At 66.4% G+C, this 24,348-nt stretch carries 21 protein-coding genes; 12 read left to right on the forward strand and 9 right to left on the reverse strand.

Features of this window, described 5'->3' with window-relative positions:
• The first annotated feature begins 1 nt into the window (after position 1).
• The 6 genes from P2869_RS23370 to flhC all read left to right on the forward strand — a co-directional run bounded on the left by P2869_RS23370 (position 2) and on the right by flhC (position 4,137).
• Positions 2–967, forward strand: coding sequence for an L-carnitine dehydrogenase (locus tag P2869_RS23370; protein WP_277599705.1), 966 nt, complete (start codon positions 2–4; stop codon positions 965–967).
• Positions 968–1,002: 35 nt separating this feature from the next.
• Positions 1,003–1,494, forward strand: coding sequence for a thioesterase family protein (locus P2869_RS23375; protein WP_277599706.1), 492 nt, complete (start codon positions 1,003–1,005; stop codon positions 1,492–1,494).
• Positions 1,495–1,537: 43 nt separating this feature from the next.
• Entirely contained in the window at positions 1,538–2,515 is a 978-nt protein-coding gene (locus P2869_RS23380; protein ID WP_277599707.1) for an alpha/beta hydrolase, read from the forward strand.
• A gap of 308 nt (positions 2,516–2,823) precedes the next feature.
• On the forward strand, positions 2,824–2,988 hold the full coding sequence (locus tag P2869_RS23385) for a hypothetical protein (RefSeq protein ID WP_017776002.1): 165 nt from the start codon (positions 2,824–2,826) through the stop codon (positions 2,986–2,988).
• Between the two features lie 153 nt (positions 2,989–3,141).
• Positions 3,142–3,459: a flagellar transcriptional regulator FlhD gene (gene flhD / locus P2869_RS23390; protein WP_017776003.1), complete on the forward strand. Its 318-nt coding sequence runs from the start codon at positions 3,142–3,144 to the stop codon at positions 3,457–3,459.
• Between the two features lie 84 nt (positions 3,460–3,543).
• Positions 3,544–4,137 carry a flagellar transcriptional regulator FlhC gene (gene flhC / locus P2869_RS23395; protein WP_199543590.1) on the forward strand — a complete coding sequence of 198 codons (594 nt, stop codon included), beginning with the start codon at positions 3,544–3,546 and terminating at the stop codon, positions 4,135–4,137.
• A 183-nt stretch (positions 4,138–4,320) separates the two neighbouring features.
• Here flhC and P2869_RS23400 read toward each other — a convergent pair whose 3' ends face one another.
• Positions 4,321–4,614 carry a DUF3331 domain-containing protein gene (locus P2869_RS23400; RefSeq protein ID WP_114812497.1) on the reverse strand — a complete coding sequence of 98 codons (294 nt, stop codon included), beginning with the start codon at positions 4,612–4,614 and terminating at the stop codon, positions 4,321–4,323.
• 362 nt (positions 4,615–4,976) lie between these two features.
• Here P2869_RS23400 and P2869_RS23405 point away from each other — a divergent pair, with 362 nt between their 5' ends.
• Positions 4,977–6,077 carry an AI-2E family transporter gene (locus P2869_RS23405; protein ID WP_126877459.1) on the forward strand — a complete coding sequence of 367 codons (1,101 nt, stop codon included), beginning with the start codon at positions 4,977–4,979 and terminating at the stop codon, positions 6,075–6,077.
• 143 nt (positions 6,078–6,220) lie between these two features.
• Here the strand turns inward: P2869_RS23405 and P2869_RS23410 are convergent, their stop codons facing one another.
• Entirely contained in the window at positions 6,221–7,015 is a 795-nt protein-coding gene (locus P2869_RS23410; RefSeq protein ID WP_277599708.1) for an alpha/beta hydrolase-fold protein, read from the reverse strand.
• Between the two features lie 220 nt (positions 7,016–7,235).
• Positions 7,236–8,336: an OpgC domain-containing protein gene (locus tag P2869_RS23415; protein ID WP_277599709.1), complete on the reverse strand. Its 1,101-nt coding sequence runs from the start codon at positions 8,334–8,336 to the stop codon at positions 7,236–7,238.
• Positions 8,337–8,876: 540 nt separating this feature from the next.
• Here P2869_RS23415 and P2869_RS23420 point away from each other — a divergent pair.
• Positions 8,877–10,037: a porin gene (locus P2869_RS23420; RefSeq protein ID WP_277599710.1), complete on the forward strand. Its 1,161-nt coding sequence runs from the start codon at positions 8,877–8,879 to the stop codon at positions 10,035–10,037.
• 490 nt (positions 10,038–10,527) lie between these two features.
• The gene (locus P2869_RS23425) at positions 10,528–11,349 is read left to right on the forward strand and encodes a peptidoglycan DD-metalloendopeptidase family protein (RefSeq protein WP_026121698.1); all 822 of its coding nucleotides are present in this window, start codon (positions 10,528–10,530) and stop codon (positions 11,347–11,349) included.
• Positions 11,350–11,398: 49 nt separating this feature from the next.
• Here the strand turns inward: P2869_RS23425 and prpF are convergent, their stop codons facing one another.
• The 4 genes from prpF to prpB all read right to left on the reverse strand — a co-directional run bounded on the left by prpF (position 11,399) and on the right by prpB (position 17,463).
• The gene (gene prpF / locus P2869_RS23430) at positions 11,399–12,589 is read right to left on the reverse strand and encodes a 2-methylaconitate cis-trans isomerase PrpF (RefSeq protein WP_277599711.1); all 1,191 of its coding nucleotides are present in this window, start codon (positions 12,587–12,589) and stop codon (positions 11,399–11,401) included.
• Between the two features lie 31 nt (positions 12,590–12,620).
• A complete protein-coding gene (acnD, locus tag P2869_RS23435) occupies positions 12,621–15,218 on the reverse strand; it encodes a Fe/S-dependent 2-methylisocitrate dehydratase AcnD (protein ID WP_277599712.1) in 2,598 nt (865 codons plus the stop codon).
• Positions 15,219–15,377: 159 nt separating this feature from the next.
• The gene (prpC, locus tag P2869_RS23440; RefSeq protein ID WP_277599713.1) at positions 15,378–16,544 is read right to left on the reverse strand and encodes a 2-methylcitrate synthase; all 1,167 of its coding nucleotides are present in this window, start codon (positions 16,542–16,544) and stop codon (positions 15,378–15,380) included.
• A 28-nt stretch (positions 16,545–16,572) separates the two neighbouring features.
• Complete coding sequence (gene prpB, locus P2869_RS23445; protein WP_017776015.1) at positions 16,573–17,463, reverse strand: methylisocitrate lyase; 891 nt, start codon at positions 17,461–17,463, stop codon at positions 16,573–16,575.
• A 319-nt stretch (positions 17,464–17,782) separates the two neighbouring features.
• On the opposite strand from prpB, the gene prpR reads away from it, so the two are divergent.
• Positions 17,783–19,840 (forward strand): propionate catabolism operon regulatory protein PrpR, encoded by a 2,058-nt coding sequence (prpR, locus tag P2869_RS23450; RefSeq protein ID WP_277599714.1) that lies wholly within the window; start codon positions 17,783–17,785, stop codon positions 19,838–19,840.
• Between the two features lie 91 nt (positions 19,841–19,931).
• Here the strand turns inward: prpR and P2869_RS23455 are convergent, their stop codons facing one another.
• Both P2869_RS23455 and P2869_RS23460 read right to left on the reverse strand, forming a co-directional pair.
• Entirely contained in the window at positions 19,932–20,750 is an 819-nt protein-coding gene (locus P2869_RS23455) for an alpha/beta hydrolase (RefSeq protein ID WP_277599715.1), read from the reverse strand.
• Positions 20,751–20,823: 73 nt separating this feature from the next.
• Complete coding sequence (locus tag P2869_RS23460; RefSeq protein WP_199541990.1) at positions 20,824–21,222, reverse strand: hypothetical protein; 399 nt, start codon at positions 21,220–21,222, stop codon at positions 20,824–20,826.
• Between the two features lie 317 nt (positions 21,223–21,539).
• Here P2869_RS23460 and P2869_RS23465 point away from each other — a divergent pair, with 317 nt between their 5' ends.
• Complete coding sequence (locus tag P2869_RS23465; RefSeq protein ID WP_199542023.1) at positions 21,540–21,995, forward strand: (2Fe-2S)-binding protein; 456 nt, start codon at positions 21,540–21,542, stop codon at positions 21,993–21,995.
• A gap of 1 nt (position 21,996) precedes the next feature.
• Positions 21,997–24,333, forward strand: a complete 2,337-nt coding sequence (locus P2869_RS23470) for a xanthine dehydrogenase family protein molybdopterin-binding subunit (protein ID WP_277599716.1) — start codon at positions 21,997–21,999, stop codon at positions 24,331–24,333.
• Positions 24,334–24,348 lie beyond the last annotated feature (15 nt).

A 24,348-nucleotide genomic window follows, 5' to 3' on the forward strand; every position in this document is an offset into this window, starting at 1 on the left:
AATGGCAGTGATCGAGGACATCAAGACTTTTGCGGCAATCGGCGCCGGGGTGATCGGCAGCGGCTGGGTGGCGCGCGCGCTCGCGAACGGGCTCGACGTCGTAGCCTGGGACCCGGGTGCAGGCGCCGAACAGCAGTTGCGCGACAACGTCGCGAACGCGTGGCCGGCGCTCGAACGCGTGGGGCTGAAGCCGGGCGCGTCGCCCGAGCGGCTGCGTTTCGTGAGCACCGTGGAAGCATGCGTGGCCGAAGCGGACTTCATTCAGGAAAGCGCGCCCGAGCGCGAGGACCTCAAGCTCTCGCTGCACGCGCAGGTGAGCCGCGCCGCGAAACCGGAGGCGATCATCGCGTCGTCGACCTCGGGTCTGTTGCCCACGGACTTCTATGCGAGCGCCTTGCATCCCGAGCGCTGCGTGGTGGGGCATCCGTTCAATCCGGTCTACCTGCTGCCGCTCGTCGAGGTGCTGGGCGGCGAGCGCACCGCGCCCGACGCCGTGGAGGCCGCGATGGCGATCTATCGTGGCCTCGGCATGCGGCCGCTGCGGGTGCGCAAGGAGGTGCCGGGCTTCATCGCGGACCGGCTGCTCGAGGCGCTCTGGCGCGAGGCGTTGCACCTCGTCAACGAGGGCGTGGCGACGACGGGCGAGATCGACGACGCCATTCGCTTCGGCGCGGGCATCCGCTGGTCGTTCATGGGCACGTTTCTGACCTACACGCTCGCGGGCGGCGACGCCGGCATGCGACACTTCATGCAGCAGTTCGGCCCCGCGCTCGAATTGCCGTGGACGAAGCTCGTGGCGCCGAAGCTCACAGACGAACTGATCGACCGCGTGGTGGCAGGCACCGCGGAACAGGTCGGGCCACGGTCGATCAAGGCGCTCGAACGCTATCGCGACGAGTGCATCACGAACGTGTTGGCGGCGGTGGGCGAGGCGAAGGCGAAACACGGGCTGCGCTTCGAAGAGTGAAGCGCAGCGACGCTGCAACGACAAGTGGAGGAGCGATGGAGAAGGTTGTGCAACGCGTGGCGTATCGCGATACCGTGCGCGCGGAGTGGGTGGACTACAACGGCCATCTGCGCGACGCGTTCTACATGCTGATTTTCAGCTTCGCCACCGACGCGCTGCTCGACGCGATCGGTCTCGACGACGCCGCGCGCAAGGCGCGGCATCGCTCGGTGTACACGCTCGAAGCGCATATCCACTACCTGCACGAGATCAAGGAGGGCACGCCGGTGCGCGTCGAGATGCGCGTGCTTGCGCACGACGCGAAGCGGCTGCACCTCTACCTGGAATTGTTCGCTCATGGCCACGACGAGCCTGTGGCGGCGGGCGAGCAGATGCTGCTGCATGTCGATACGACAGGGCCACGTTCGGCGCCCTTCGATGCGGACGTGCTCGACCGCGTGCGTGAGCTCGCGGCGATGGAGGCGGGCGTGCCGCGGCCCGCGTATGTGGGCCGCGTAATCGGGCTGCCCGAGAAGCGGGGCGCCTGAGCGCCTCGCGAGCCCCGCTTGATGACGCGCAGCGGGTGAGACGATGCTGGAGCCAGAGATCGCGGCCTTCGCTGAACGCACGCTGGCGTTCTACCCCGCGGGCGCCGCACGGCTTCCTGTGCAGCAACAGCGCGCGCTCTACGACCGTTATGCTGCGGCGTTCGCACCTGCGTTGCCGCCGAACGTGGCGGTCGATCACGCGGTCTGGCGAGCAGAGGCGGGGCATGCGATCGCGCTGCGGCGGTATCGGGCACTCGATACGCGGCGGCTGCGCGGCGTCGTGCTGTTCTTTCACGGCGGCGGTTTCGTGCTCGGCTCGCTGGACAGCCACGCGGCGATCACGGCACGGCTTGCCGCCGACACGGGGCTCGACGTCGTCGCCGTGGATTACCGGCTCGCACCGGAACATCGCGCGCCGGCCGCGCATGACGATTGCCTCGAGGTGACGCGCGCGGCGCTCGCCGCACGCCTGCCGTTTCCCGATGTGGCCGGACCCGTGCTGCTCGCGGGCGACAGCGCGGGCGGCACGCTGGCCGCAGGCGTCGCGCTGAAGCTGCGCGACGAGCGGCTGGCCGGAACCATGCGGACTGGAGAGCGGTTGCACGGCGTGGCGCTCGTCTATCCGATGCTGGCCCGTGAGCCGCAGCCGCCGGCGCGCGACACCGAAGCGCACGCGCCGCTGCTGAGCCTCGCCGACGTTCGCGTGTTCGCTCGCCATTGCTGGGCCGATGCGCCAGCGCCTGCGTGGACCGTGCCACTCGACGCGGCGCGTTTCGACGGTTTGCCACCCCTGCTCGCGATTGCCGTGCAGCACGATCCGCTGCGCGACGATGCACGTGTGTTTGCGCAGCGCGTCGAGGCGGCGGGCGGACGCAGCCGGTTCGTCGTGCTGGACGGTCTCGTGCACGGCTGCTGGCGCGCGCTGGCCACGAGCCCTGGCGTTCGGCGTCTGCACCGGGAGGTGTGCGCTTTCCTGGTTGAATCCGCGGTTGCCGCTCGCCATTCGGCGCGCGGCGGATGAGTTTCGAACCGCTTCGCGCCCCCACTTTCGCCCGCCGAGCGCCTGCTTTTCACCCCTTGCGCAGCGGTCCATCCGGCAACCCTTGCCATACCTGCGTTTGAAACCCATCACCTGTAGCCCGCTCGCCTTGCACGCGTAGGAAAACGCTGACAGCACGGTGGACGTGACTACGCCATCTTCAGGCGCCGCTGATTTCGCTCGCCTTAGCGCTGAACAATACTTCCGTCACAAGAAATTCACGTTTGCCGGGGATACGAGCCGGCCCCAAGGCAGGTGTTACGACGGGGCCGCGCGACCAGGAGACGCTCATGAGCCGCACCGCCCAGGACCTGATCGAACTGCTTCGCCTCGCCGAAGGTGGCGCAGGCGCCCTGACGCAGCATCTGCTGCGCGAACTGGCGCGAAGCCTCATTGCGTCGGGTGTGGCGAGCGTCCATGCGGACCGCTGCATCGCCCTCCCGGCAACTGTTTGAAGCAACACGGCGGCTGAGGCTGAACTGCTGGTTGCAGTCGCTGCCTGGTCGCCGGTTTAGCGGCATAGGCAGTGCGAATCGAAGTCAGGACCGAAGTTTCAACCCACGTTTCAACCCACGTTTCAATCCGGACCCACCTCACCAGGAATGGCCATGAAGAGCTGCGACGCGCTGGAATCGATCCGCGAAATCAATCTGTCTTATCTGATGCTCGCCCAGCGCCTGCTGCGCGAAGACCGGCCGGCGGGCATGTTCCGCCTCGGCCTTTCGGAGCCGCTCGCCGACCTGCTCTCGGGCCTGTCGCTCGCGCAGACGGTGAAGCTCGCGGCCTGCGACCAGCTGTTGTGCTTCTTCCGTTTCAACGACCACGCGATGCTCGGCGCGCTGATGTCACAGGACAAGACCGCCGGCTTTGCGCAAACCCATACGGCCGTCCTGCTGTCGGGCCGGCCGGCCGAACAGTTCGCCTGATCGGCGCGCCTTTCGCGTTGCCTGTTTTACATCGTTCATTTCACGTTGCTCGTTTCACGCCACTCACCGAACCCAGGAAGCACCATGCCCACGAGAAGCCTGACGGAAGACGCCCAGGAAGTCCTGCGCGCCATTGCATTGATCGAGCTGGGCGCGCGCATGCAGGTGCTCGAAAGCGAACTCGCGCTGCCGCGCGACCGCCTCGTCAGGCTGTATCGGGAAGTGAAGGGCGAGTCGCCGCCGAAAGGGATGCTGCCGTCGTCGGCGGACTGGTACATGACATGGATGGCGAACATCCACGCCTCGCTCTTCTACAACACCTACGTGTTTCTCAAGAACGAGGCGAAGTGCTCGCATCTGGATGCGCTCACGAAGGGGTACCGGCTCTATCGCGAGCACTGCACGCATGCCGGGCTCGAACCGCAGCTCGACCTCACGCGCGCCTGGACGCTCGTGCGCTTCTTCAATGGCGGCCTTCTGGAAATGACGCAGTGTTCGCGCTGCAGCGGCAAGTTCATCGGCCACAAATACGAGCTGCGGCGCAACAAAGCCTGTGCGATCTGCCAGCCGCCGTCGCGGGCGGGCAAGCCCGCGAAGCCGGCTCGCGACGAGGGGCAGGCCATGCCACTGCCGATGGGCGCCGCGGCCCGTGAAGTGGCTGCGCCGCTGGCGGCGTAGATGCCGGAGGGCTTGGGCCGGCCTTGAGCGCATCGAGCGCATCGAGCGCCTTGAGCGGCTGGACGGCTGGTTCGGCGGTGGCCCGCACCGCGCGTCCTGCGCCGTGTTCGAGCGTTGGCTAGCTGGTGGGCTACCCGCGCGGCCGACTATTCGAGTGCCTCGCTGCGACTGTTCCGGCCGCCACTACTCGGCCGTGGCGAGGCTGCCGAATACCTCGGCGGCGATCATCACCGATGCATTCAGCGGAGCCGGCCGCTCGGCCGGCTTGAAAACGGCGTCGCCGCGGCGGATCTTGCGGCGCGTGACTGCGCATGTCCCCGAGGTGTGTGCCGAGCGGCGGCGCCAGCGCTGTTCGCCGTAGTGACATCGGCCGGGTTCCACCCAGCGGATCACCAGCGTCGTGTCGGACTGTTCGAGAATTTCGATCCGTTCGCCGTTCGCGCCGTCAAGAGCAAGCAGGGACAATCTGGTCTTCATTGTCGGCTCCAGGAAGAGGTGTGCCGAATGTAGACCTGCGGCGCAGCAAGTGCCATTGTGTCGCGGTTGAAACACCATTCCGCGAGACGCAACAATGCGCGGAGGTATCGCGCGAAGGCCGAACGAATGGGGTTCTGCGGGCGTCGGCTGCGATATCTAACATTTTTGCAACGCAGTGTTGTCCTACGCGCGACGACCTGGACCCAATCTTTGCGGTGTCTTGCGCTCAGTTGCGGCTGTCCGCCCGCGTCGGATGCCTCATGGCGGGGCACGGTGCGCCTTGTCTTAAGATTGAGGCTTTTGCCGGTCGGGCGGCCCGCGCGTGTGCAGGTGCCGCTCTGCCGCCCGGTGCCCGAGGTTACATGAACCCGCATTCGCCTGCTCCCAAACTCACCACCCAGCAACAGACCCAGCGCGCCGCGGCCGCTGTCCTCTATACGGCGCTGGTGCTCCTCGCGCTGTGGATGGTCCGCGAGTTCATTCCCGCCGTGGCCTGGGCGGGTGTCATCGCCATCGCTTTGTGGCCGGCCTTTCGCGGCATTGAAAGCCGCCGCTGGTTCAAGGGACGCACGACGCTGATCGCGGCGCTGCTGACGCTCGCCGTCGGCCTGCTCGTGCTTTTGCCGGTGGCGTTGGGCATTGCGCAGGCGGCCGGCGAGGCGCATAGCCTGATCGGCTGGGTTCGCAGCGTGCAGGAAACGGGCGTGCCGGTGCCGGATTTCGTGACGCACCTGCCGTTCGGCGGCCGCCAGCTGACCGACTGGTGGCAGGCCAATCTCGCCCAGCCGCTCGGCGCGTCGCCCGCCATGAAGGACCTGCACGGCAACGCCGTGGTGGCGTTCGGCCAGCGCTTCGGACTGCGCGCGGCCCACGCGCTGTTGCATTTCGTCTTTACGCTGCTGACGGTGTTCGTGATCTTCCAGGCGGGGCCGCGCCTCTCAGGCACGCTCCTGCGCGGCGCCGAACGCGCTTTCGGCCAGCGCGGCGTCGAACTCGCGCAACGCATGGGCGCCGCGGTGCGCGGGACGGTGAGCGGGCTCGTGGTGGTTGGACTGGGTGAAGGCGTGCTGCTCGGCGCCGGCTACGCGATGGCCGGTGTGCCGCACGCGGCGCTGCTCGGCGCCGTAACCGCGGTCGCCGCGATGCTCCCGTTCTGCGCGCCCATCGTGTTCTGCGGCGTGGCGCTGTGGCTGGCCCTCGTGCCGGGCGCGACGGTGGCCGCGTTCGCGCTTGCCGCCGCCGGTTTCGTCATCACCTTCGTGGCCGACCATTTCGTGCGGCCCGTCCTGATCGGCAACTCCTCGCGCCTGCCGTTCCTGCTGGTGCTGTTCGGCATTCTGGGCGGGGCGGGGACGTTCGGGCTGCTGGGTATCTTCATCGGGCCGGCGCTCATGACCATCCTCATGGTGCTGTGGGACGAGTGGCTGCAGCCGGGCAGCGGCGAGACGGCGGCGAGGCGGTGAGGCTCGGGTGGGGCGGGTAGGGCTGGTATAGCGGGCAGGGAGGGCAGGGCGGCCGGGATTTTTCGGCACTGGCCGCCTGCGCGCCTCACCGCTGCTGGACTGCTGTGCCGCTGCACCGCTGCGCCGCGATATGGCCGGCGTCTTCAGCGCACGCAGTCGAGCGTATAGGTGAGCGCCGCCGGCAACAGATCGCGCCACACGTTCCAGGTATGCCCGCCATCGACGATCCTCAGGGCCGCCGGATTGTTCGCGAGCCGCAGCCGCGTGTACAGCTGCGACGCCTCCGCCTGGATCACGAGATCGCCGTCGCCGGAGGCGATGAACATCGGCACGCGCCACGGCTTCGCCATATAGGCCTGCCACAGCGCCGGGTAGTTGAGCGCGTGCCAGATGTGCGGGTCGAACTGCCGGTCGCCGAACACGCCGACATAGCGCGCGGCCGACGAGAGCGGCGGCTCGTTCGAATAGACGGCGGGAGACAGCAACAGCGCGCCGCAGAAGCGCTCCGGCTGCTCCAGGGTATAGCGCAGCGCGCCGAAGCCGCCCATCGACACCCCGCCGATGGCGCGCCCGTTGCGCTGGTTCGACACCGCGTAGCGCCGCTCGATCTCGGGCAGCAGGTCGTCGAAGAACGCGCTTTCGATTTTTTCCTTGCGGTCCACGTACCAGTCCGTGCCGCCCTGCGGCATCACGATCACCACCGGCACAATGGCGTGGCGCTCGATCAGCGCGTCCGCCGTGGCCTGCAGCCGGCCCTGGGTGACCCAGTCCATCGCGTTGCCGTTGTTTCCATGCAGCAGATAGAGCACGGGATAGTGGCCCGCGTCGTTGCGGTACCCCGTCGGCAGATAGACGACGTACGACCAGTCACGTGCCAGCGCGGGCGAGTAGAAGGTCGCGGTCGATACGGTGCTGGCCTGCGCGGCTGTAGCCTGCATGGCCGCAGCGGCGCCCAGTGAAAGCACAACAGACAGCAGAACGGACCGAAAGACAGGACGGAGAAGTCGGCGCATCGAAGGCAAGGGCAAGAAAAGCCGCGCAGGGCTCGCGCTGTGTGGGCCTCCATGCTAGCAGGCGGCCGCGGGCAGGCCGTCGCGTAACCAGCCTGCGGCGTTCGCTATTCCGGCGACGGCGCCGGATGAATCGCGTCAGCCGTCGCTATGCCGTCGTCTTCACCCGCACCGTGAGCACACGCGTGATCGGCTCCGAACTCTTCGCGACGAGAAGCAGCGTGCCGATGGCGATGGCATCGGCGGCAAGGCCCAGCGGGTAGTTGAGGTAGCCCTCCGTGAGCTTGAAGAGCAGCGAGTCGACCACGAGCGAAATCGCCGTGCCGCACACGAAGCACAGCAGGCCCTTGCGCCCCACGAGGCCGATCCACGGTAACGCCCGTGCCACCTTCCTGACCCAGCCGGCTTCGACAAGTCCTGCCGCGAGCCAGGCAATCGCGATGAAGTTGCCGAGGCGGAACCACGCCAGGTTCTGCTTGAAGCTGCCGTCGGGCGGGGCGGTCTCCACGCCGAGCCGGTACCAGGCGGCAACCACGAACGCCACGCCCGCGGCCACGGTGACAAGCCAGCCCAGACGATGCGCGCTCACGCGCTGATAGATGGGCTGGCACTTCGCGAGTACGCCCAGCACGAAGAGCAGTTGCCAGGCGAGCGGATTGAAGTCCCATTGGACGTCTTCGGCGTGAGGCAGCCAGTCCGCCGCGTAAGGCGCTGCTGCCCACAGTACGATGCTGCCCACGAGCAGCACCACCGGCCGGCGCCGGGCGAGCGGCAGCATCGCGGGAACCGCGAGCGCGAACAGCGCATACATGGGCAGCACGCCCGCGAGGTAGGGCTGACGGCGCATCAGCAGGATGTCGGCCAGTGCGGAGAGCGGCGTGGCGGCGAGTTCCTCGATGTCGGCGGTGGTTACGTTGGGCGCGTCAATGCCGAGCATCAGCATCACGGCCGAGACCACCAGCATGAGCGCGGCTGTGACGAGAAACGCGCGATAGATCTCGAACGCGCGGCGCAGGAAACGCTGGCGCGCCGCGGACTCGGTGCGGCGCGCCACAAGCGCGCCATAGGCCACGGCCGTCGCGTAGCCGCCGAGAAACACGAACACTTCGGCGGCATCGCACAGGGCATAGGCGTGCAGCGTGAACCGCGAGAGGATGCTGCCGCCGATATGGTCGACGACGATCACGAGCAGGACGAGCCCGCGGAAAAAATCCAGTTCGACAAGGCGCGAAGACGCGGAAGCTTGCATGGGCATTCAGGGCAACAGCGACGTGCGCGACGCAGACAGCCGGACGTCACGCGGAAGAAAGCGGAAGCGATGCCGGCGAAAGGGGATGCAAGAACGCGGTTCGACGGCACGGCGACGGACGGCGCCATCCGCATGGGACGACCCCGAAGATTAGGGATGACCCTGGGGGGTGCGCAGAGTTCCGTAAAAGGTGAGAGGAATGGCCGTCTTGATGTTACGAATGGTTGAGGTTGCCCGGCATCCCGCCGAACTGCGCCCGACATGCGGCCGAACCGCGGCCGACATGCGCCCGAACCGCGGCCGAAACAGGGCAGACAGTCAATCTGCCGGATTGATGCACCGGGCGTGGGCATTTAGCAACGATTTCGTCACGGGCAGCGCCCCCCCCAATAGACGCGCCCAATTCGGCGTGCAACGATCATTTCCGCTATCTCGCCCGGTTTGACGGCCGCTTCAAGACGGCCCGGCGGGCGACATAAAGACAACAAGTTTCTGAAAGTAGTACGTCAGAACCAATAGCAAAAGGGAACGGAGATATCCATGAAAAAACAGGTCATCGCGCTTGCCGTATCCACTGCCTTCGCCGCGTTCGCGGCGCCCGCGTTTGCCCAGAGCAGCGTGACGCTGTACGGGGTGATCGACGAAGGCTTCAATTACACGAGCAACTCGGGCGGCCACTCGGCGTATCAGCTCGAGAGCGGCTATGCCCAGGGCAGCCGATGGGGCCTGAAGGGCGCGGAAGATCTGGGCGGTGGCCTCAAGGCGATCTTCACGCTCGAAAACGGGTTTGACGTGAACTCGGGCCGTCTCGGCCAGGGCGGCCGGATGTTCGGGCGCCAGGCCTTCGTCGGCCTGACCTCCAGCCAGTACGGCACGGTCACGCTGGGCCGCCAGTACGACTCGCTGGTCGATTACCTTGCGCAGACCACGGCAAACGGCAACTGGGGCGGCTACCTGCTCTCGCACCCGTACGACAACGACAACACGGACAACTCGTTCCGCGTCAACAACACCGTCAAGTACGCGAGCCCGGACATCTCCGGCTTCCAGTTCGGCGGCACGTACAGCTTCAGCAACTCGACGAACTTCGCGAACAATCGCCAGTACAGCCTGGGGGCTCAGTACGCGAACGGCGGCCTGCTCGTTGCGGCCGCCTACCTGCAGGCCAACAATCCGGGCACGACGTCGGGCGGCGCGATTGCCGGCCCCGGCGACGACGAGAACTTCGACTCGAAGCGCCTGCGCATCTTCGGCGGTGGCGTCAACTACACGTTCGGGCCCGCGACGGTCGGCTTCGCGTACACGAACACCAACGTGACGCAACCGGTCAGTTCGGCCTACGTCGGCTCGATTGCGTTGCCGTCGGGCGAGAACCCGTCGTCGCTCAAGTACCAGAACTTCGAAGTGAACGGCAAGTACCAGCTGACGCCGTCGTTCTTCGTGGGCGCGCAGTACGTCTACACGCTGTCGAAGTTCGATGCCTCGACGGGCAACCCCGAGCCCAAGTACCACACGTTCGGCCTGATGGCGGACTACAACCTGTCGAAGCGCACCGACTTCTATCTGCAGGGCGCCTACCAGAAGGTGGCTGGCGACCGGACCGGCACGATCCTCGACGACGCCTATATTCCGGGTTCGGCCGGCGTGTCGTCGTCGCAGCATCAGTTCGCGTTCCGCGCGGCGATCCGCCACAAGTTCTAAATCCAAAGGGTGCTATTCCGGCGCGCGGTAGGCGCGCCGCGCCCCTGTTCGTACGCGGCCCGTTGTTCGCCGGCTTGTCTTGCAGGCCGTGCGGCAGCGGGTTTTTCGTTTCCCGCGCGGGAAGCAATTCCGCCGTCGGCATATGTCGTTTGAAACACCTCTCCCGAACGACGCTCCAGCCTCAAGTTGCGCCAGCCTTTGCCGTTATGTCGCGTTATAGGGCACGCCTTTTCCCACGATGCCGAGCCGCGCCGAAAGCGCATTCAGCTTGATCAGGGTCGATAAACATTTGTATCAGAGTGTTTGAAACGCCCCGTCGACTGTCATGTGCATTTTACAATGTTGCGTAACTTTGGGGTCATATCAGGCCATTTTGTGCAATTTTGACAGCAGAAGCGCCGCATTTCTTGCATAGCGAGACAGCGGGTGCGGGCGCCGCGTCCAGAAGGCGTGGCAACTGCGGACATTTCGAGCAGGAGTCAAGCGAGAGATGGCGAGAAGTCGTTTCAACAGTTTCTACCGGACGAGAGCGGGCTTGGCCGGCGTATGGGTAGCGGTCGTGCTGGCCGGGTGCGCGGCGAATCCCGAGCAGCCCACCGTGGTGCCGGATCCGGTGGCATCGGGCACGGGTGCAACACCCGGTGCGACGACGTCGGATGCTGCCGCGGACGCAGGCCAGGGGGCGGCCGGTGCAGGCGCGACAACCGTTGTGACGAAGACGGTTTTCTACAAGGTGCGTCGCGGCGACACCTTGCAGCGTGTTGCGCAGAGCCATGGATGTCCGGTGAAAGACCTCGCAGCGTGGAACCGGCTGAAGCCGTCGAGCCGCATCAAGCCTGGCCAGACGCTGCGTATCGTGTCGCGCCAGACCGTACCGGTTCAGGCGAAGGGCGGCGTGGATACGCACGGTGTTGCTTCAGCGATTTCGCGTCACGCCTCGGCCGTGTCGCTCGCGTGGCCTGCACAGGGGCAGGTGGTGGAGTCGTTCCAGCCCGGCGAGAACCGGGGCATCGAGATCGGCGGCAAGGAAGGCGATCCCGTGCGTGCTGCCGCCGACGGCAAGGTGATGTTCGCGGGCACCGGTCTCAACGAATACGGCAGTCTCATCATCGTCCAGCACAACAAGGACTTTCTGACCGCTTACTCCCATAGCCGCCGGCTGCTCGTGAAGACGGGCGACATCGTGCGCCAGGGCCAGCAGATCGCCGAGATGGGGGCCGACAATCGCTCACGCGCCGCCGTGCTGTTCGAAGTGCGTCGAGACGGCAAGCCGGTGGACCCGATGGCGTATTTGCGTAGTCAGAACGGGTGAGCGTGGTGGCGAGCGCCGGAAGTTCGCCGCCGGCGCGAAGGTTACGCACCTATACCGTATCTCCCGGCACCCGCACCCAACCCTCCATCAGCACGCGGGCGCTGCGGCTCATCACCGCCTTGGTGACTTTCCACTCGCCGTCGATCTGCGTCGCTTCCGCTCCAACGCGCAAGGTGCCGGACGGGTGACCGAAGCGCACCGCCTCGCGCGGGCCGCCGCCTGCCGCCAGATTCACGAGCGTGCCAGGAATCGCAGCTGCCGTGCCGATAGCCACGGCAGCCGTACCCATCATCGCGTGGTGCAGTTTGCCCATTGAGAGCGCCCGCACCAGCAGATCGACGTCGCCTGCCGCGACGCGTTTGCCGCTCGACGCCACGTAGTCCGCCGGCTTCGCCACGAACGCCACTTTCGGCGTGTGCTGACGCGTGGCGATCTCGTCCAGTTGCTTGATGAGACCCATGCGCAGCGCGCCGTGCGCGCGGATCGTCTCGAACATTGCGAGGGCCTTCGGGTCGCCGTTGATGGCGTCCTGCAACTCGGTGCCCGTGTAGCCGATCGCCTCGGCATTGACGAAGATGGTCGGAATGCCGGCATTGATCATGGTCGCCTTGAGCGTGCCGACGCCCGGCACCTCGAGGTCGTCCACGAGGTGGCCGGTGGGGAACATCGCGCCGCCGGCGCCTTCTTCCTCGGCAGCCGGGTCCATGAATTCGAGCTGGACCTCGGCCGCGGGGAACGTCACGCCGTCCAGTTCGAAGTCGCCGGTCTCCTGCACGGCGCCCGCCGTGATGGGCACGTGCGCGACGATGGTCTTGCCGATGTTGGCTTGCCAGATGCGCACGACCGCCACGCCGTCATGCGGAATGCGGCTCGAATCGACGAGTCCGTTCGCAATCGCGAACGGACCCACGGCGGCCGAAAGGTTGCCGCAGTTGCCGCTCCAGTCGACGAACGCGCGGTCGATGGCAACCTGGCCGAACAGGTAATCCACGTCGTGATCGGGCCGACTGCTCTTCGCCACGATCACGGTTTTGCTGGTGCTCGACGTCGCGCCGCCCATGCCGTCGATCTGCTTGCCGTACGGGTCGGGGCTGCCGATCACGCGCAACAGCAGCGCGTCGCGTGCCGCGCCCGGCACGCGTGCGGCTTCGGGCAGGTCTTCGAGGCGAAAGAACACGCCTTTGCTGGTGCCGCCGCGCATGTACGTGGCGGGAATGCGGATCTGGGGCAGGTGAGCCATGGTGATGTCGTTTCCCTTTTTTCCGTCTCGTTCAGACCGCCGCTTTCGACTGCGCGAGGAAGTCTTGCGCAAAGCGTTGCAGTACACCTCCCGCATCGTAGATCGACACTTCCTCGGCCGTATCGAGCCGGCAGGTGACGGGCACTTCGACGCGTTCGCCATTGCGGCGATGAATGACGAGCGTGATATCCGCGCGCGGCTTGCGCTCGCCGATCACGTCGAACGTTTCGGTGCCGTCGATGCCGAGCGTTTGCCGGTTCACGCCGGCCTTGAACTCGAGCGGCAGCACGCCCATGCCGATCAGGTTGGTACGGTGAATACGCTCGAAGCCCTCGGCCACGATCGCTTCCACGCCCGCGAGGCGCACGCCTTTCGCAGCCCAGTCGCGCGACGAGCCCTGGCCGTAGTCCGCGCCCGCCACGATGATGAGCGGCTGCCGGCGCTCCATGTAGGTCTCGATGGCTTCCCACATCCGCACGACCTTGCCTTCCGGCTCGATGCGCGCGAGCGATCCCTTTTTCACACTGCCGTCCACCACGGCCATTTCGTTGACGAGCGTGGGGTTCGCAAACGTCGCGCGCTGCGCGGTGAGGTGGTCGCCGCGGTGCGTCGCGTACGAATTGAAGTCCTCTTCGGGCAGGCCCATTTTCGTGAGGTATTCGCCCGCGGCGCTGTTGGCGAGAATCGCGTTCGAAGGCGACAGGTGGTCTGTCGTGATGTTGTCGCCGAGCACGGCGAGCGGCCGCAGCCCTTGCAGCGTGCGCACGCCGGCAAGCGCGCCTTCCCAGTACGGCGGCCGGCGGATGTACGTGCTTTGCGGGCGCCAGTCGTAGAGCGGGCTGATCGGCTCGGCGCTTGCGGCGGTGGCGGCGAACATGGGTTCGTAGACGCGGCGGAACTGCTCGGGCTTCACGCTCTGCGCGACGATCGCATCGATCTCCTCGTCGGACGGCCAGATGTCCTTGAGATAGACCGGCTCGCCTTGCGGACCGGTGCCGAGCACGTCGCGCTCGATGTCGAAGCGGATCGTGCCCGCAATCGCGTAGGCCACCACGAGCGGAGGCGAGGCGAGGAATGCCTGCTTCGCGTACGGATGAATGCGGCCGTCGAAGTTGCGGTTGCCGGAGAGCACCGCGGTGGCGTAGAGGTCGCGCTCCACGATCTCTTTCTGGATGACGGGATCGAGCGCGCCCGACATGCCGTTGCACGTCGTGCATGCGAACGCCACGATGCCGAAGCCGAGTTTTTCGAGGTCCGGCAGGAGCCCGGCGTCTTCCAGATAAAGCTCGACCGCCTTCGATCCCGGCGCGAGCGAACTCTTGACCCACGGCTTGCGCGTGAGCCCGCGAGCGTTCGCGTTACGCGCGAGCAGCGCAGCGGCAATCACGTTGCGCGGATTGCTGGTGTTCGTGCAGCTGGTGATCGCGGCGATGATCACGGCGCCATCGGGCATCTGGCCCGGCACGTCTTCCCATTTGCCCGCGATGCCGCGCTCGGCGAGCGCCGACGTGGGCAGGCGCCGGTGCGGGTTCGACGGCCCCGCCATGTTGCGCACCACGCTCGAAAGATCGAACTTCAGTACGCGCTCGTACTGCGCGTGGGCAAGCGAATCGGCCCACAGGCCCGCGGCTTTCGCGTAGGTCTCGACGAGCTGCACCTGCGCGTCGTCGCGGCCCGTCAGGCGCAGATAGTCGAGGGTCTGGCTGTCGATGAAGAACATCGCCGCCGTGGCGCCGTATTCGGGCGCCATGTTGGAGATGGTCGCGCGGTCGCCGAGCGTGAGCGTCGAGGCGCCTTCGCCGCGGAACTCCAGATACGCGCCCACCACCTTTTCCTTGCGCAGGAATTCGGTGAGCGCGAGCACGATGTCGGTGGCCGTGATGCCGGGTTGCCGGCGGCCTGTCAGCTCGACGCCGACGATGTCGGGCAGCCGCATCCACGACGCGCGGCCCAGCATCACGTTCTCGGCCTCCAGCCCGCCCACGCCGATGGCGATCACGCCCAGCGCATCGACGTGCGGCGTGTGGCTGTCGGTGCCGACGCAGGTGTCGGGGTAGGCCACGCCGTCGCTCACCTGGACCACCGGCGACATCTTCTCCAGATTGATTTGATGCATGATCCCGTTGCCCGGCGGAATCACGTCGACGTTGCGGAAGGCCCGTTTCGTCCAGTTGATGAAGTCGAAGCGGTCTTCGTTGCGGCGATCTTCAATCGCGCGGTTTTTCGCGAACGCGTCAGGGTCGAAGCCCGCGCATTCCACGGCCAGCGAGTGATCGACGATCAGCTGCACCGGTACGACCGGGTTCACCTGAGCCGGGTCGCCGCCCTGCGAGGCGATGGCATCGCGCAGGCCCGCCAGATCGACGAGTGCGGTCTGCCCCAGAATGTCGTGACAGACCACGCGCGCCGGGAACCACGGAAAGTCGCGATCGCGGCGGCGCTCGATCAACTGTTTCAGCGATTCAGTGAGCGTGGCGGGGTCGCAGCGGCGCACGAGGTTTTCGGCGAGCACACGCGAGGTATAGGGCAGCGTGTCCCACGCGCCGGGCTGGATCGCCTCGACGGCGGCGCGCGCATCGAAGTAGTCCAGCCGGGTGCCGGGCAGGGGTTTGCGATAGGCGGTATTCATGGCATTGCGGGGGCGGAAATGATCGTCATGATCGGGGGCAGGGGCGCGGCGGGTCAATCGGCTGATCGGACGAGGTGCGGCGGAACCCACCTCGTCGCACAATCGCCCAGGCGAGCGGCGTGGTAACGGAGTACGTTACACCGCCGCTCGCAAGGCGTCTCAGCGTTTTTCGATGGGCACGAACTTGAGGTTCTCCGGCCCCGTGTAATTCGCGCTGGGGCGGATGATCTTGTTGTCGATGCGCTGCTCGATGATGTGGGCGCTCCAGCCCGAGGTGCGCGAGATCACGAAGAGCGGCGTGAACATGGCCGTGGGCACGCCCATCATGTGATACGAGACCGCGCTGAACCAGTCGAGGTTCGGGAACATCTTCTTGGCGTCCCACATCACGCTTTCGAGCCGCTCGGCGATGTTAAAGAGCTTCATGTCGCCGGCTTCCTTCGAGAGCTTTTTCGCGACGTCCTTGATGACCTTGTTGCGCGGGTCCGAGATCGTGTAGACCGGGTGACCGAAGCCGATCACCACTTCGCGGTTTGCTACGCGCTGGCGGATGTCGGCCTCGGCCTCGTCGGGCGTCTGGTAGCGCGACTGGATCTCGTAGGCGACCTCGTTGGCGCCGCCGTGCTTCGGCCCGCGCAGCGCACCGATGGCGCCCGTGATGGCCGAGTACAGGTCCGAGCCCGTGCCCGCGATCACGCGGCCCGTGAACGTGGAGGCGTTGAACTCGTGCTCGGCGTAGAGGTTGAGTGAGACGTGCATCGCGTCGACCCACGACTTGCGCGGCTCGGTGCCGTGCAGCAGGTGCAGGAAGTGGCCGCCGATGGAGTCGTCGTCGGTTTCCACCTCGATGCGCCGGCCGTTGTGCGAATAGTGGTACCAGTACAGCAGCATGGAGCCGAGCGAGGCCATCAGGCGGTCGGCGATGTCGCGTGCGCCGGGCACGTTGTGGTCGTCCTTCTCGGGCAGCACGGTGCCGAGCACGGAGACGCCGGTGCGCATGACGTCCATCGGGTGCGCGGAGGCGGGAATCCACTCGAGCGCGGCCTTCAGGTTGGCGGGCAGGCCGCGCAGGGCCTTGAGCTTCGTCTTGTAGGCGGCCAGTTCGGCGGCGTTGGGCAGCTTGCCGTGCACGAGCAGGTGGGCGACTTCCTCGAATTCGCAGGCGCCGGCGATGTCGAGGATGTCGTAGCCGCGGTAGTGCAGGTCGTTGCCGGTGCGGCCCACGGTGCACAGCGCGGTGTTGCCGGCGGTCACGCCCGAAAGTGCGACGGATTTCTTGGGCTTGAAGCCGCTGGCGGTTGCGGTGGTGTTGTCTGCTTCGCTCATGGTGTCGTCCTCAGTCTTTGTATGGGGGTTACTTTTTGCCGGCAAACAGCGCGTCGAGCTTCTGCTCGTACGCGTGATAGCCGAGATAGCGGTAGAGATCCTCGCGCGTCTGCATCGTCGGCACCGCGGCTTTTTGCGTGCCGTCGCGCTTCACGGTTTCGTAGAAGTTCAGCGCCGCTGCATTCATGGCGCGATACGCGCCGCAGCAATAGAGCGCGATATCGACGTTCGCGTCGCGCAGTTCGTCCACGGTGAAGAAGGGCGTGCTGCCGAATTCCGTGAGGTTGGCGAGAATCGGTACCTTCACGGCGGCCTTGAAGCGGCGGTAGTCCTCGAGCGTTTTCATCGCTTCCGGAAAGATCATATCCGCGCCGGCTTCCACGTATGCAACGGCGCGCTCAATGGCCGCATCCAGCCCTTCGGCAGCGGCTGCATCGGTGCGGGCCATGATGACGAACTGGTCGTCGGTGCGGGCGTCCACGGCGGCTTTCACGCGGTCCACCATCTCTTCCTTGGGCACGCATTCCTTGCCCGGGCGGTGGCCGCAGCGCTTCTGCCCGACCTGATCTTCGAGGTGAACGGCGGCTACGCCGGCCTTGATGAACGAGCGGACGGTGCGCGCGATGTTGAAGGCGCCGCCCCAGCCCGTGTCGATGTCGACGAGGAGCGGCAGCGGCGTGGCGTCCGTGATGCGGCGAGCGTCGATGAGCACGTCGTCCATCGTGCTGATGCCCAGATCGGGTACGCCGAGCGAGTTGGCCGCAACGCCGCCGCCGGAGAGATAGAGGGCTTTGAAGCCTACCGCTTCGGCCATTTTTGCGGCGTAGGCGGTGATCGCGCCGACCACCTGCAGCGGCTGCTCGGTCGCGACGACCGCGCGGAAGCGGGCGCCCGCGCTGGCGAGGGATGCGTTGTTCATGGTTCGTCTCCTTGGGGGCGGCGCGTCGGCGCGCAATGAGGAATGAGCGGGGGGAACCGGCCTCGGCGCAGAAGAGCAAGTCGCACGAGCCGGTTCCGGCTGCGCAAGTACTGCAAGGACCGGGCCAATAGCGGGCCGAGCCCTATCCCGGGCGATAACCTGTTGATTCGGTGGGAAACTGCTCGAAGAGGCATGCGAGCCAGCACAGGCCGTGGTTTCATATGTGGAATATCGAATTTCAAAAACGCAACACGTAGTCCATAATGAGGCTAGATCCTCTGCTATCCCGGCAGCACCTTGCCGTCAACGTTCCATCGTCATGAATCGCCTTCCCGAACCCGGCCCGCGACCGCGCGTGTGGGCCATCGGCATCAGCCGCCTGCGCGACCTGTTCCGCGACATCGCGTCGGAATACATCGAGCGCGCGGATCTCCGCATCGTCTCGCGCGGTTACGAAGACGCCGCGAACGAAATCGCCGCGGCCGGCGCGAGCCGGCCCGACGTGGTGGTGGCCGCCGGTTCGAACGGCACCTATCTGAAGGCGCGCATCGATGTGCCGGTGGTGCTCGTCATGCCCACCGGCTTCGATGTGATGCACGCGCTGGCAAGGGCGCGGCGCGATGCGTCGTCGTCCGTCGCGCTGGTGACGTATGGCGAAACGCCGCCCGAGGTGCGCCGTTTCGTGGCCGCGTACGGCATCGACGTCGTGTTCGCGTCGTACCAGTCCGCCCAGGACGCGGAGACCTGCGTGCTGGACCTGCGCGACCGCGGCGTAGGCACGATCGTCGGCCCCGGGCTCGTGACGGATCTGGCGGCGCGCGCGGGGCTGGCTGCCGTGTTCCTCTACTCGCGCGCCTCGGTGCAGGCCGCATTCGACAACGCGCTCGACGTCGCCCAGGCCACGTGGCGCGAAGGCGTGCGGCGGCAGCGGCTCGACAACGTGCTCCAGCATCTGCGCGACGGCGTGGTGGCGCTCGATGCCGCCGGCCGCGTGGAAGCCATCAACCAGCGGCTCGCCAATGTGCTCGGCATCGACCCGAATGCCTGTGCGGGGCGCCGGTTCGCCGACCTCGCGCCCGACGTGGCCGCGACCGTGCGCGACATGGCCGTATTCGGACCCGACGGGCAGGGCGAGTCGCTGGAAACGGTGCGCGGCTCGAGCTACGTCCTGCATCGCGGACCGATTGTCGACAAGGGCGTGACGACCGGCACCGTGCTGACCTTCCAGGAGTCACGTGCCGTGGAGCGGCTCGATCGCACGCTGCGCTCGCGTCAGCGCGCGCCGCAGTTCGTGGCGCGCTACCGGCTGGACGATCTGGTCGGCGAATCGCCCGCGATGCAACGCGCGCGGCAGCTTGCGCTGCGCTACGCGGCCTCGGACGCCACCGTCCTGATTCGCGGCGAGAGCGGCACAGGCAAGGAAATGGTGGCCCAGGGGCTGCACCGCGCGAGCGGCCGCCGCGACTTTCCGTTCGTCGCAATCAACTGCGGAGCATTCCCCGAGGCGCTGCTCGAAAGCGAACTGTTCGGCTACGAGGAGGGCGCGTTTACCGGCGCGCGGCGCGGCGGCAAAGCTGGCCTGATCGAAGCGGCGCATCGCGGCACGCTGTTTCTCGACGAGATCGGCGAGATGCCGTTGCCCCTGCAGAGCCGGCTGCTGCGCGTGCTGCAGGAGCGCGAGGTGATTCGCCTCGGCGCAACGGAGCCGACACGCGTGGACGTGCGCATCGTGGCTGCGACGCACCGCGCGCTCACGGATGCCATCGAGACCGGCGAGTTCCGCGCCGATCTCTACTACCGTCTCAACATCCTGAACATCGCGCTGCCGCCGCTGCGCGAACGCACGGCGGACATCATGCCGCTCGCGGCAGAACTGCTGCTGGCCGCTGCGCGCCGCGAAGCACGGCTCGCACCGCGCGTGACCAGCCTGACGGATGCCGCGGCGATGCTCGCGCCGGCAGCTGAACCGCTGTGCCGCCACAGTTGGCCCGGCAATGTGCGCGAGCTGCAGAACGTGATCGAGCGTGCAGCGGTGGAACTGGCCGATTCAACGGACCCGGGCGCAACGCTGACGGATGAGGTGTTGCACTCGATTGCCCCCGAGCTGTTCGACAAGGAGCCGGCGGAGGCTGCAGTCGCCGATACGGAGGGCAGCGCACCGGCGTCGGCTGCGCTCTCGTTGCGCGAACGCAGCCGACGCGTTGAAGCCGACGAGATTCGCGCCGCACTGGACGCCTGCAACGGAGATCGCGAACAGGTGTGCGCGATGCTGGGCATCAGCAAGACGACGCTGTGGAGAAAGCTCAACGCGGGCGCGAAGCCTTTGACGTCTGCGGCTGGCCTGCAGGCGGGCGGAAGCGGGCGCAAAGGGCAGTAGGGAGTGCAGTAGGTATGCAGTAAGTTGCACGGCACGATCGTGCATGGCCGGCAACGGCTGGCGTGCATACCACCGAGCCCCTGCTGAGCCTCTAACGAAGGAATTCGAGTGCCGCCGCGACGATGGCCTCCGGGGCATCTTCCTGCATCAAATGTCCTGCGTTCGGTACCGCCCGGAACCGCGCCGACGGAATCACGCTCGCGAGATGACGGCCGCGTTCAAGCGGAATCCATTGATCGTCTTCGCCCCAAAGAATCTGCACGGGGCAGCGAATGGTGCCGTAGCGCGGCTCCACGTCGTCCGTGTAGCGCTGATCCATCTGCGCAATCTGGCGATAGAAAGCGGCCTGGCCCGTTTCGCCGAGCCACGGAGTCACATAGGGCTGCAACTCGCCGTCCGGAATGGCACGCGCCACGGCGCCGCGCACGTAGGCCTTGACGGCGGCTTCGTGGATATACGGCGGCATGCCCGCAAACGCATCGACGTGCTGGCGCACGTGCCGCACGAACGGCGAGCCCCATGGCGCCACCGCGACCGGATCGATCAACGTCAGGCTGCGGTACTCGCATCCGTTGATGAGATGCGCGCGTAGCGCTGTGGCGCCGCCGAAGTCATGCGCGATCACATCGGGACGATCCAGTTCCCAGTGCGCAAGGAGTTGCGCGAGCAGTTCGTTCTGTACGCCGAGCGAGACCTCCTGCCCCGCGCGTTGCTCCGACTGACCGTAACCCAGCAGGTCATAGACGTAGACCGTGCGGATCGATTCGAGCCACGGCGCGACGCGGTGCCATACCCACGACGAAAACGGCGTGCCGTGGATGAGCACGAGTGGCCTGCCGCTGCCGCTTACGCGAAACGGTACGGATTGACCCTGGAAGAGATAACGCTGATCGAGCAGCCATGGCTTCATGAACGATGCCTCGCGAAAGATGAGGGCAATGGGATGAGGGCAACGAATCGGTCGAGCGTCAATCGTCCGCGCGCTACGCGGCTTCCACGGTTCGCAGCACTTGCGCGACGCGCGCATGCTCGTGAAGCACGCCGGGACTCTGTTGCAGCAACGCGCGATACCGCTCCAGAAACGCCTGCTGCATGCCTTCGTTGCCGAACAGCGCCCTGACCGACTGTGCGGAGCCGATGCGGTCGTCGGCGGTGGCGTCTTTGCCGTCCAGCGTTTCGTCGATATTGGCGATCACCGTAGAGAGCGGCGTGATCCAGCGAAACGCCTCGCCATTGATGAGAACCTGCAGGAAGCTCGCGGCTGTGGTGGGGCCGTACTCCGCTTCATAGGACGCGCGTTCGTGGTCGAGTATCGCCTTGTGGAGCGCGAGCAGGGGCTTGCGCACTTCAGTGAGGAACTGGATGGCGCGCTGTTCGTTCATGGTCGGGCTCCTGTCGGTGGTCGGAAGACGCAATGCGATGCGATGCACTGCAATGCAGTTGCTGCGTAGCGAGGATGGGGTGGCATGCAATGCATGATGCCTCATGCGGCATTGTGCAGTCTGGCGACGCGTCTTGCCGGCAGCGGCTACAATTTTTTGCCGCTCTCGATTCGCTCCGGATTCACTGCATTTTCGTGCAATGCAATCGCGTTCTTTCAGTCTTCAATCGACCATCCGTGCGCAATGCAGAACAGTTCATCCGCATGGCGCTTCATTGGCCCGTGTTCACAAACAATAGCCCACAATCGGAGTTGTTCATGACGACGCTAAACATCAACGGCGAGATCCATACGGTGGACGCTCCGCCCGATATGCCGCTGCTCTGGGTGCTGCGCGATCTCGTCGGACTGACGGGAACCAAATTCGGCTGTGGTATTGCACAGTGCGGCGCCTGCACGGTGCATCTGGATGGCGCGGCCGTGCGCTCCTGTGTCTTGCCCGTCGCCGCAGTGGGCGACAAGAAGATCACGACCATCGAAGCCGTAGGCGCAACGCCTGCCGGCCAGAAGATCCAGCAGGCATGGCGCGAGGTCGATGTGGTGCAGTGCGGCTATTGCCAGTCGGGTCAGGTCATGACCGCCACTGCGCTGCTCGCGCAAAACGCTGCACCCAGCGACGCCGACATCGACGCCGCGATGGCCGGCAACATCTGCCGCTGCGGTACCTACAACCGCATTCGCGCGGCGATCAAGCACGCCGCGAAGGGGGCGTGACATGTCGCGCGGACTCCTCGAAGCAGGCAAGCACGCACAAGGCGACGCGCCCGAAGCATTCGAAGCGGCAGACGCGACGCTCGCGCCGCACGAACGCGGTCTCTCGCGCCGCACCTTCCTCAAGGCCGGCATGACGCTTGGCGCGCTCGCCGGCGGCGGTCTGCTGCTCGGCTTCAGCGTGCGGGCGGCGAGCGGCGACGAAGCGGCGGCGAACAACGCTGCAGCCACCGATACAGGCGGCGCGGCACGCAAATCCGTGGTGGGCGGCGATGCGAGCGAACCCGCGCCCGCGGGCGTATTCGCGCCCAACGCGTTCATCCAGATCGACCGCAACGGCCAGGTCACGCTCGTCATGCCGAAGGTCGAAATGGGCCAGGGCGTCTACACGTCGATTCCGATGCTGATGGCCGAAGAGCTTGAAGTACCGCTCGAAAGCGTGACGCTCGATCACGCGCCGCCCAACGAGAAGCTGTTCATGGACCCGCTGCTGGGCGGCCAGCTTACGGGCGGCTCCACTTCGATCCGCTATGCGTGGGAGCCGGCGCGCCGCGCGGGCGCGACCGCGCGCGTGCTGCTCGTGACAGCCGCCGCGCAGCAGTGGCAGGTGGACCCGGCGTCGTGCCACGCCGAGAAGGGCGAGGTCGTGCACGCGGAAACGAACCGGCGCATCGCTTACGGCCAACTCGTGGATGCCGCGGCGAAGCTGCCCGTGCCGCAAGACGTGCCGCTCAAGAAGCCCGAGCAGTTCACGCTGATCGGCAAGCCGACGAAGCGCCTCGATTCGCCGGAGAAAGTGGACGGCACGGCGCGCTTCGGTTTCGACGTGCGGCTGCCGGACATGGTTTATGCCGCGATCGTGAACAGCCCCGTGTTCGGCGGCACCGTCGCTTCCGTCGACGACACGAACGCGAAGAAGATTCCGGGAGTGCGCCAGGTCGTGAAGATCGACAACGCCGTGGCCGTGATCGGTGACCACACGTGGGCCGCGAAACGCGGCGCCTCCGCGCTGGTCGTTACATGGAACGAGGGGCCGGCCGCAACGCTTTCGATGCAGCAGATCGTGGCCGATCTCGCCGATGCCTCGAAACACGACGGCGCGGTGGCCCGCAAAGACGGCGACGTGGGCAAGGCGTTCGGCGAAGCGAAGACGCGCATTGATGCGGTCTACCAGCAGCCGTTCCTCGCGCACGCCACGATGGAGCCGATCAACTGCACGGTGCATGTGCGTCCCGACGGCTGCGATATCTGGGTGGGCACGCAGGTGCCTACGCGCGCCGTGGATGCGGGCGTGAAGATCACGGGGCTGCCTGCCGAAAAGATCGTCGTGCATAACTTTCTATTGGGCGGCGGTTTCGGGCGACGCCTCGAAGTGGACGCGATCACGCAGGCGCTCAAGATCGGCAAGCAGGTGAACGCGCCCGTGAAGGTGGTCTGGACGCGCGAGGAAGACATCCAGCACGACATGTATCGCCCGTACTACTACGACACGCTTTCGGCCGGGCTCGATGCGAACGGCAAGCCGGTGGCCTGGCAGCATCGCATCGCGGGGTCGTCGATTCTTGCGCGCTTCGCGCCGCCCGCCGTGAAGAACGGCGTGGATCCCGACGCGGTGGAGGTGGCCGTCGATCTGCCCTACGACCTGCCGAACCAGCTGATCGATTACGTGCGGGTTGAGCCGCACACGGTACCCACGGCGTTCTGGCGCGGCGTGGGTCCCACGCGCGGCACGTTCGTGGTGGAGAGCTTCATCGACGAACTCGCCGCGCAGGCGAAGGCCGATCCCGTGAAATATCGCCGTGACCTGCTCGGCAAGTCACCGCGCGCGGCGCACGTGCTCGACGTCGCCACGCAGGCGGCAGGTTGGGGCAGCGCGCTGCCAAAGGGACAGGGCCAGGGCCGCGGCGTGTCCGTCATGCACGCGTTCGGCAGCTATCTCTGCATGGTGGCCGACGTCACCGTGGACCAGCAGGGCGAGGTGGCCGTGAACCGCGTGGTGTGCGCCGTGGATTGCGGCATGGCCGTGAATCCATCGACCATCGAGGCGCAGATCCAGGGCGGCGTGATCTTTGGCATTACGGCTGCGCTGTATGGCGAGATCACGATCCGCAACGGTCGCGTGGAACAGACCAACTTCACGGACTACCGGATGATGCGCATCGACCAGACGCCGCCCATCGAGGTTCACATCGTGAAGAGCGCGGAGGCGCCGGGCGGAATCGGCGAGCCGGGCACGGCGGCGCTCGCGCCCGCCATCACCAACGCGATCTACGCGGCTACGGGCAAGCGGCTGCGGCAATTGCCGGTGGGCCGCCAGCTTCAGAACGCTCAAACCGCCTGACGGGAGGCACCGTAC

This window comes from Paraburkholderia sp. SUR17 (assembly GCF_029536165.1).
Lineage (GTDB): Bacteria > Pseudomonadota > Gammaproteobacteria > Burkholderiales > Burkholderiaceae > Paraburkholderia > Paraburkholderia kururiensis.

Bases quoted from the DNA above. Each gene is read 5' to 3' on its own strand.
- prpF (WP_277599711.1), bottom strand. From the start codon at position 12,589: ATGGCTCACCTGCCCCAGATCCGCATTCCCGCCACGTACATGCGCGGC.
- flhD (WP_017776003.1), top strand. From the start codon at position 3,142: ATGAAGAGCTGCGACGCGCTGGAATCGATCCGCGAAATCAATCTGTCT.
- P2869_RS23380 (WP_277599707.1), top strand. From the start codon at position 1,538: ATGCTGGAGCCAGAGATCGCGGCCTTCGCTGAACGCACGCTGGCGTTC.
- P2869_RS23415 (WP_277599709.1), bottom strand. From the start codon at position 8,336: ATGCAAGCTTCCGCGTCTTCGCGCCTTGTCGAACTGGATTTTTTCCGC.
- P2869_RS23385 (WP_017776002.1), top strand. From the start codon at position 2,824: ATGAGCCGCACCGCCCAGGACCTGATCGAACTGCTTCGCCTCGCCGAA.
- P2869_RS23460 (WP_199541990.1), bottom strand. From the start codon at position 21,222: ATGAACGAACAGCGCGCCATCCAGTTCCTCACTGAAGTGCGCAAGCCC.
- P2869_RS23375 (WP_277599706.1), top strand. From the start codon at position 1,003: ATGGAGAAGGTTGTGCAACGCGTGGCGTATCGCGATACCGTGCGCGCG.
- P2869_RS23465 (WP_199542023.1), top strand. From the start codon at position 21,540: ATGACGACGCTAAACATCAACGGCGAGATCCATACGGTGGACGCTCCG.
- prpR (WP_277599714.1), top strand. From the start codon at position 17,783: ATGAATCGCCTTCCCGAACCCGGCCCGCGACCGCGCGTGTGGGCCATC.
- prpC (WP_277599713.1), bottom strand. From the start codon at position 16,544: ATGAGCGAAGCAGACAACACCACCGCAACCGCCAGCGGCTTCAAGCCC.
- flhC (WP_199543590.1), top strand. From the start codon at position 3,544: ATGCCCACGAGAAGCCTGACGGAAGACGCCCAGGAAGTCCTGCGCGCC.
- P2869_RS23370 (WP_277599705.1), top strand. From the start codon at position 2: ATGGCAGTGATCGAGGACATCAAGACTTTTGCGGCAATCGGCGCCGGG.
- prpB (WP_017776015.1), bottom strand. From the start codon at position 17,463: ATGAACAACGCATCCCTCGCCAGCGCGGGCGCCCGCTTCCGCGCGGTC.
- P2869_RS23410 (WP_277599708.1), bottom strand. From the start codon at position 7,015: ATGCAGGCTACAGCCGCGCAGGCCAGCACCGTATCGACCGCGACCTTC.
- P2869_RS23405 (WP_126877459.1), top strand. From the start codon at position 4,977: ATGAACCCGCATTCGCCTGCTCCCAAACTCACCACCCAGCAACAGACC.
- P2869_RS23455 (WP_277599715.1), bottom strand. From the start codon at position 20,750: ATGAAGCCATGGCTGCTCGATCAGCGTTATCTCTTCCAGGGTCAATCC.
- P2869_RS23400 (WP_114812497.1), bottom strand. From the start codon at position 4,614: ATGAAGACCAGATTGTCCCTGCTTGCTCTTGACGGCGCGAACGGCGAA.
- P2869_RS23425 (WP_026121698.1), top strand. From the start codon at position 10,528: ATGGCGAGAAGTCGTTTCAACAGTTTCTACCGGACGAGAGCGGGCTTG.
- P2869_RS23420 (WP_277599710.1), top strand. From the start codon at position 8,877: ATGAAAAAACAGGTCATCGCGCTTGCCGTATCCACTGCCTTCGCCGCG.
- acnD (WP_277599712.1), bottom strand. From the start codon at position 15,218: ATGAATACCGCCTATCGCAAACCCCTGCCCGGCACCCGGCTGGACTAC.
- P2869_RS23470 (WP_277599716.1), top strand. From the start codon at position 21,997: ATGTCGCGCGGACTCCTCGAAGCAGGCAAGCACGCACAAGGCGACGCG.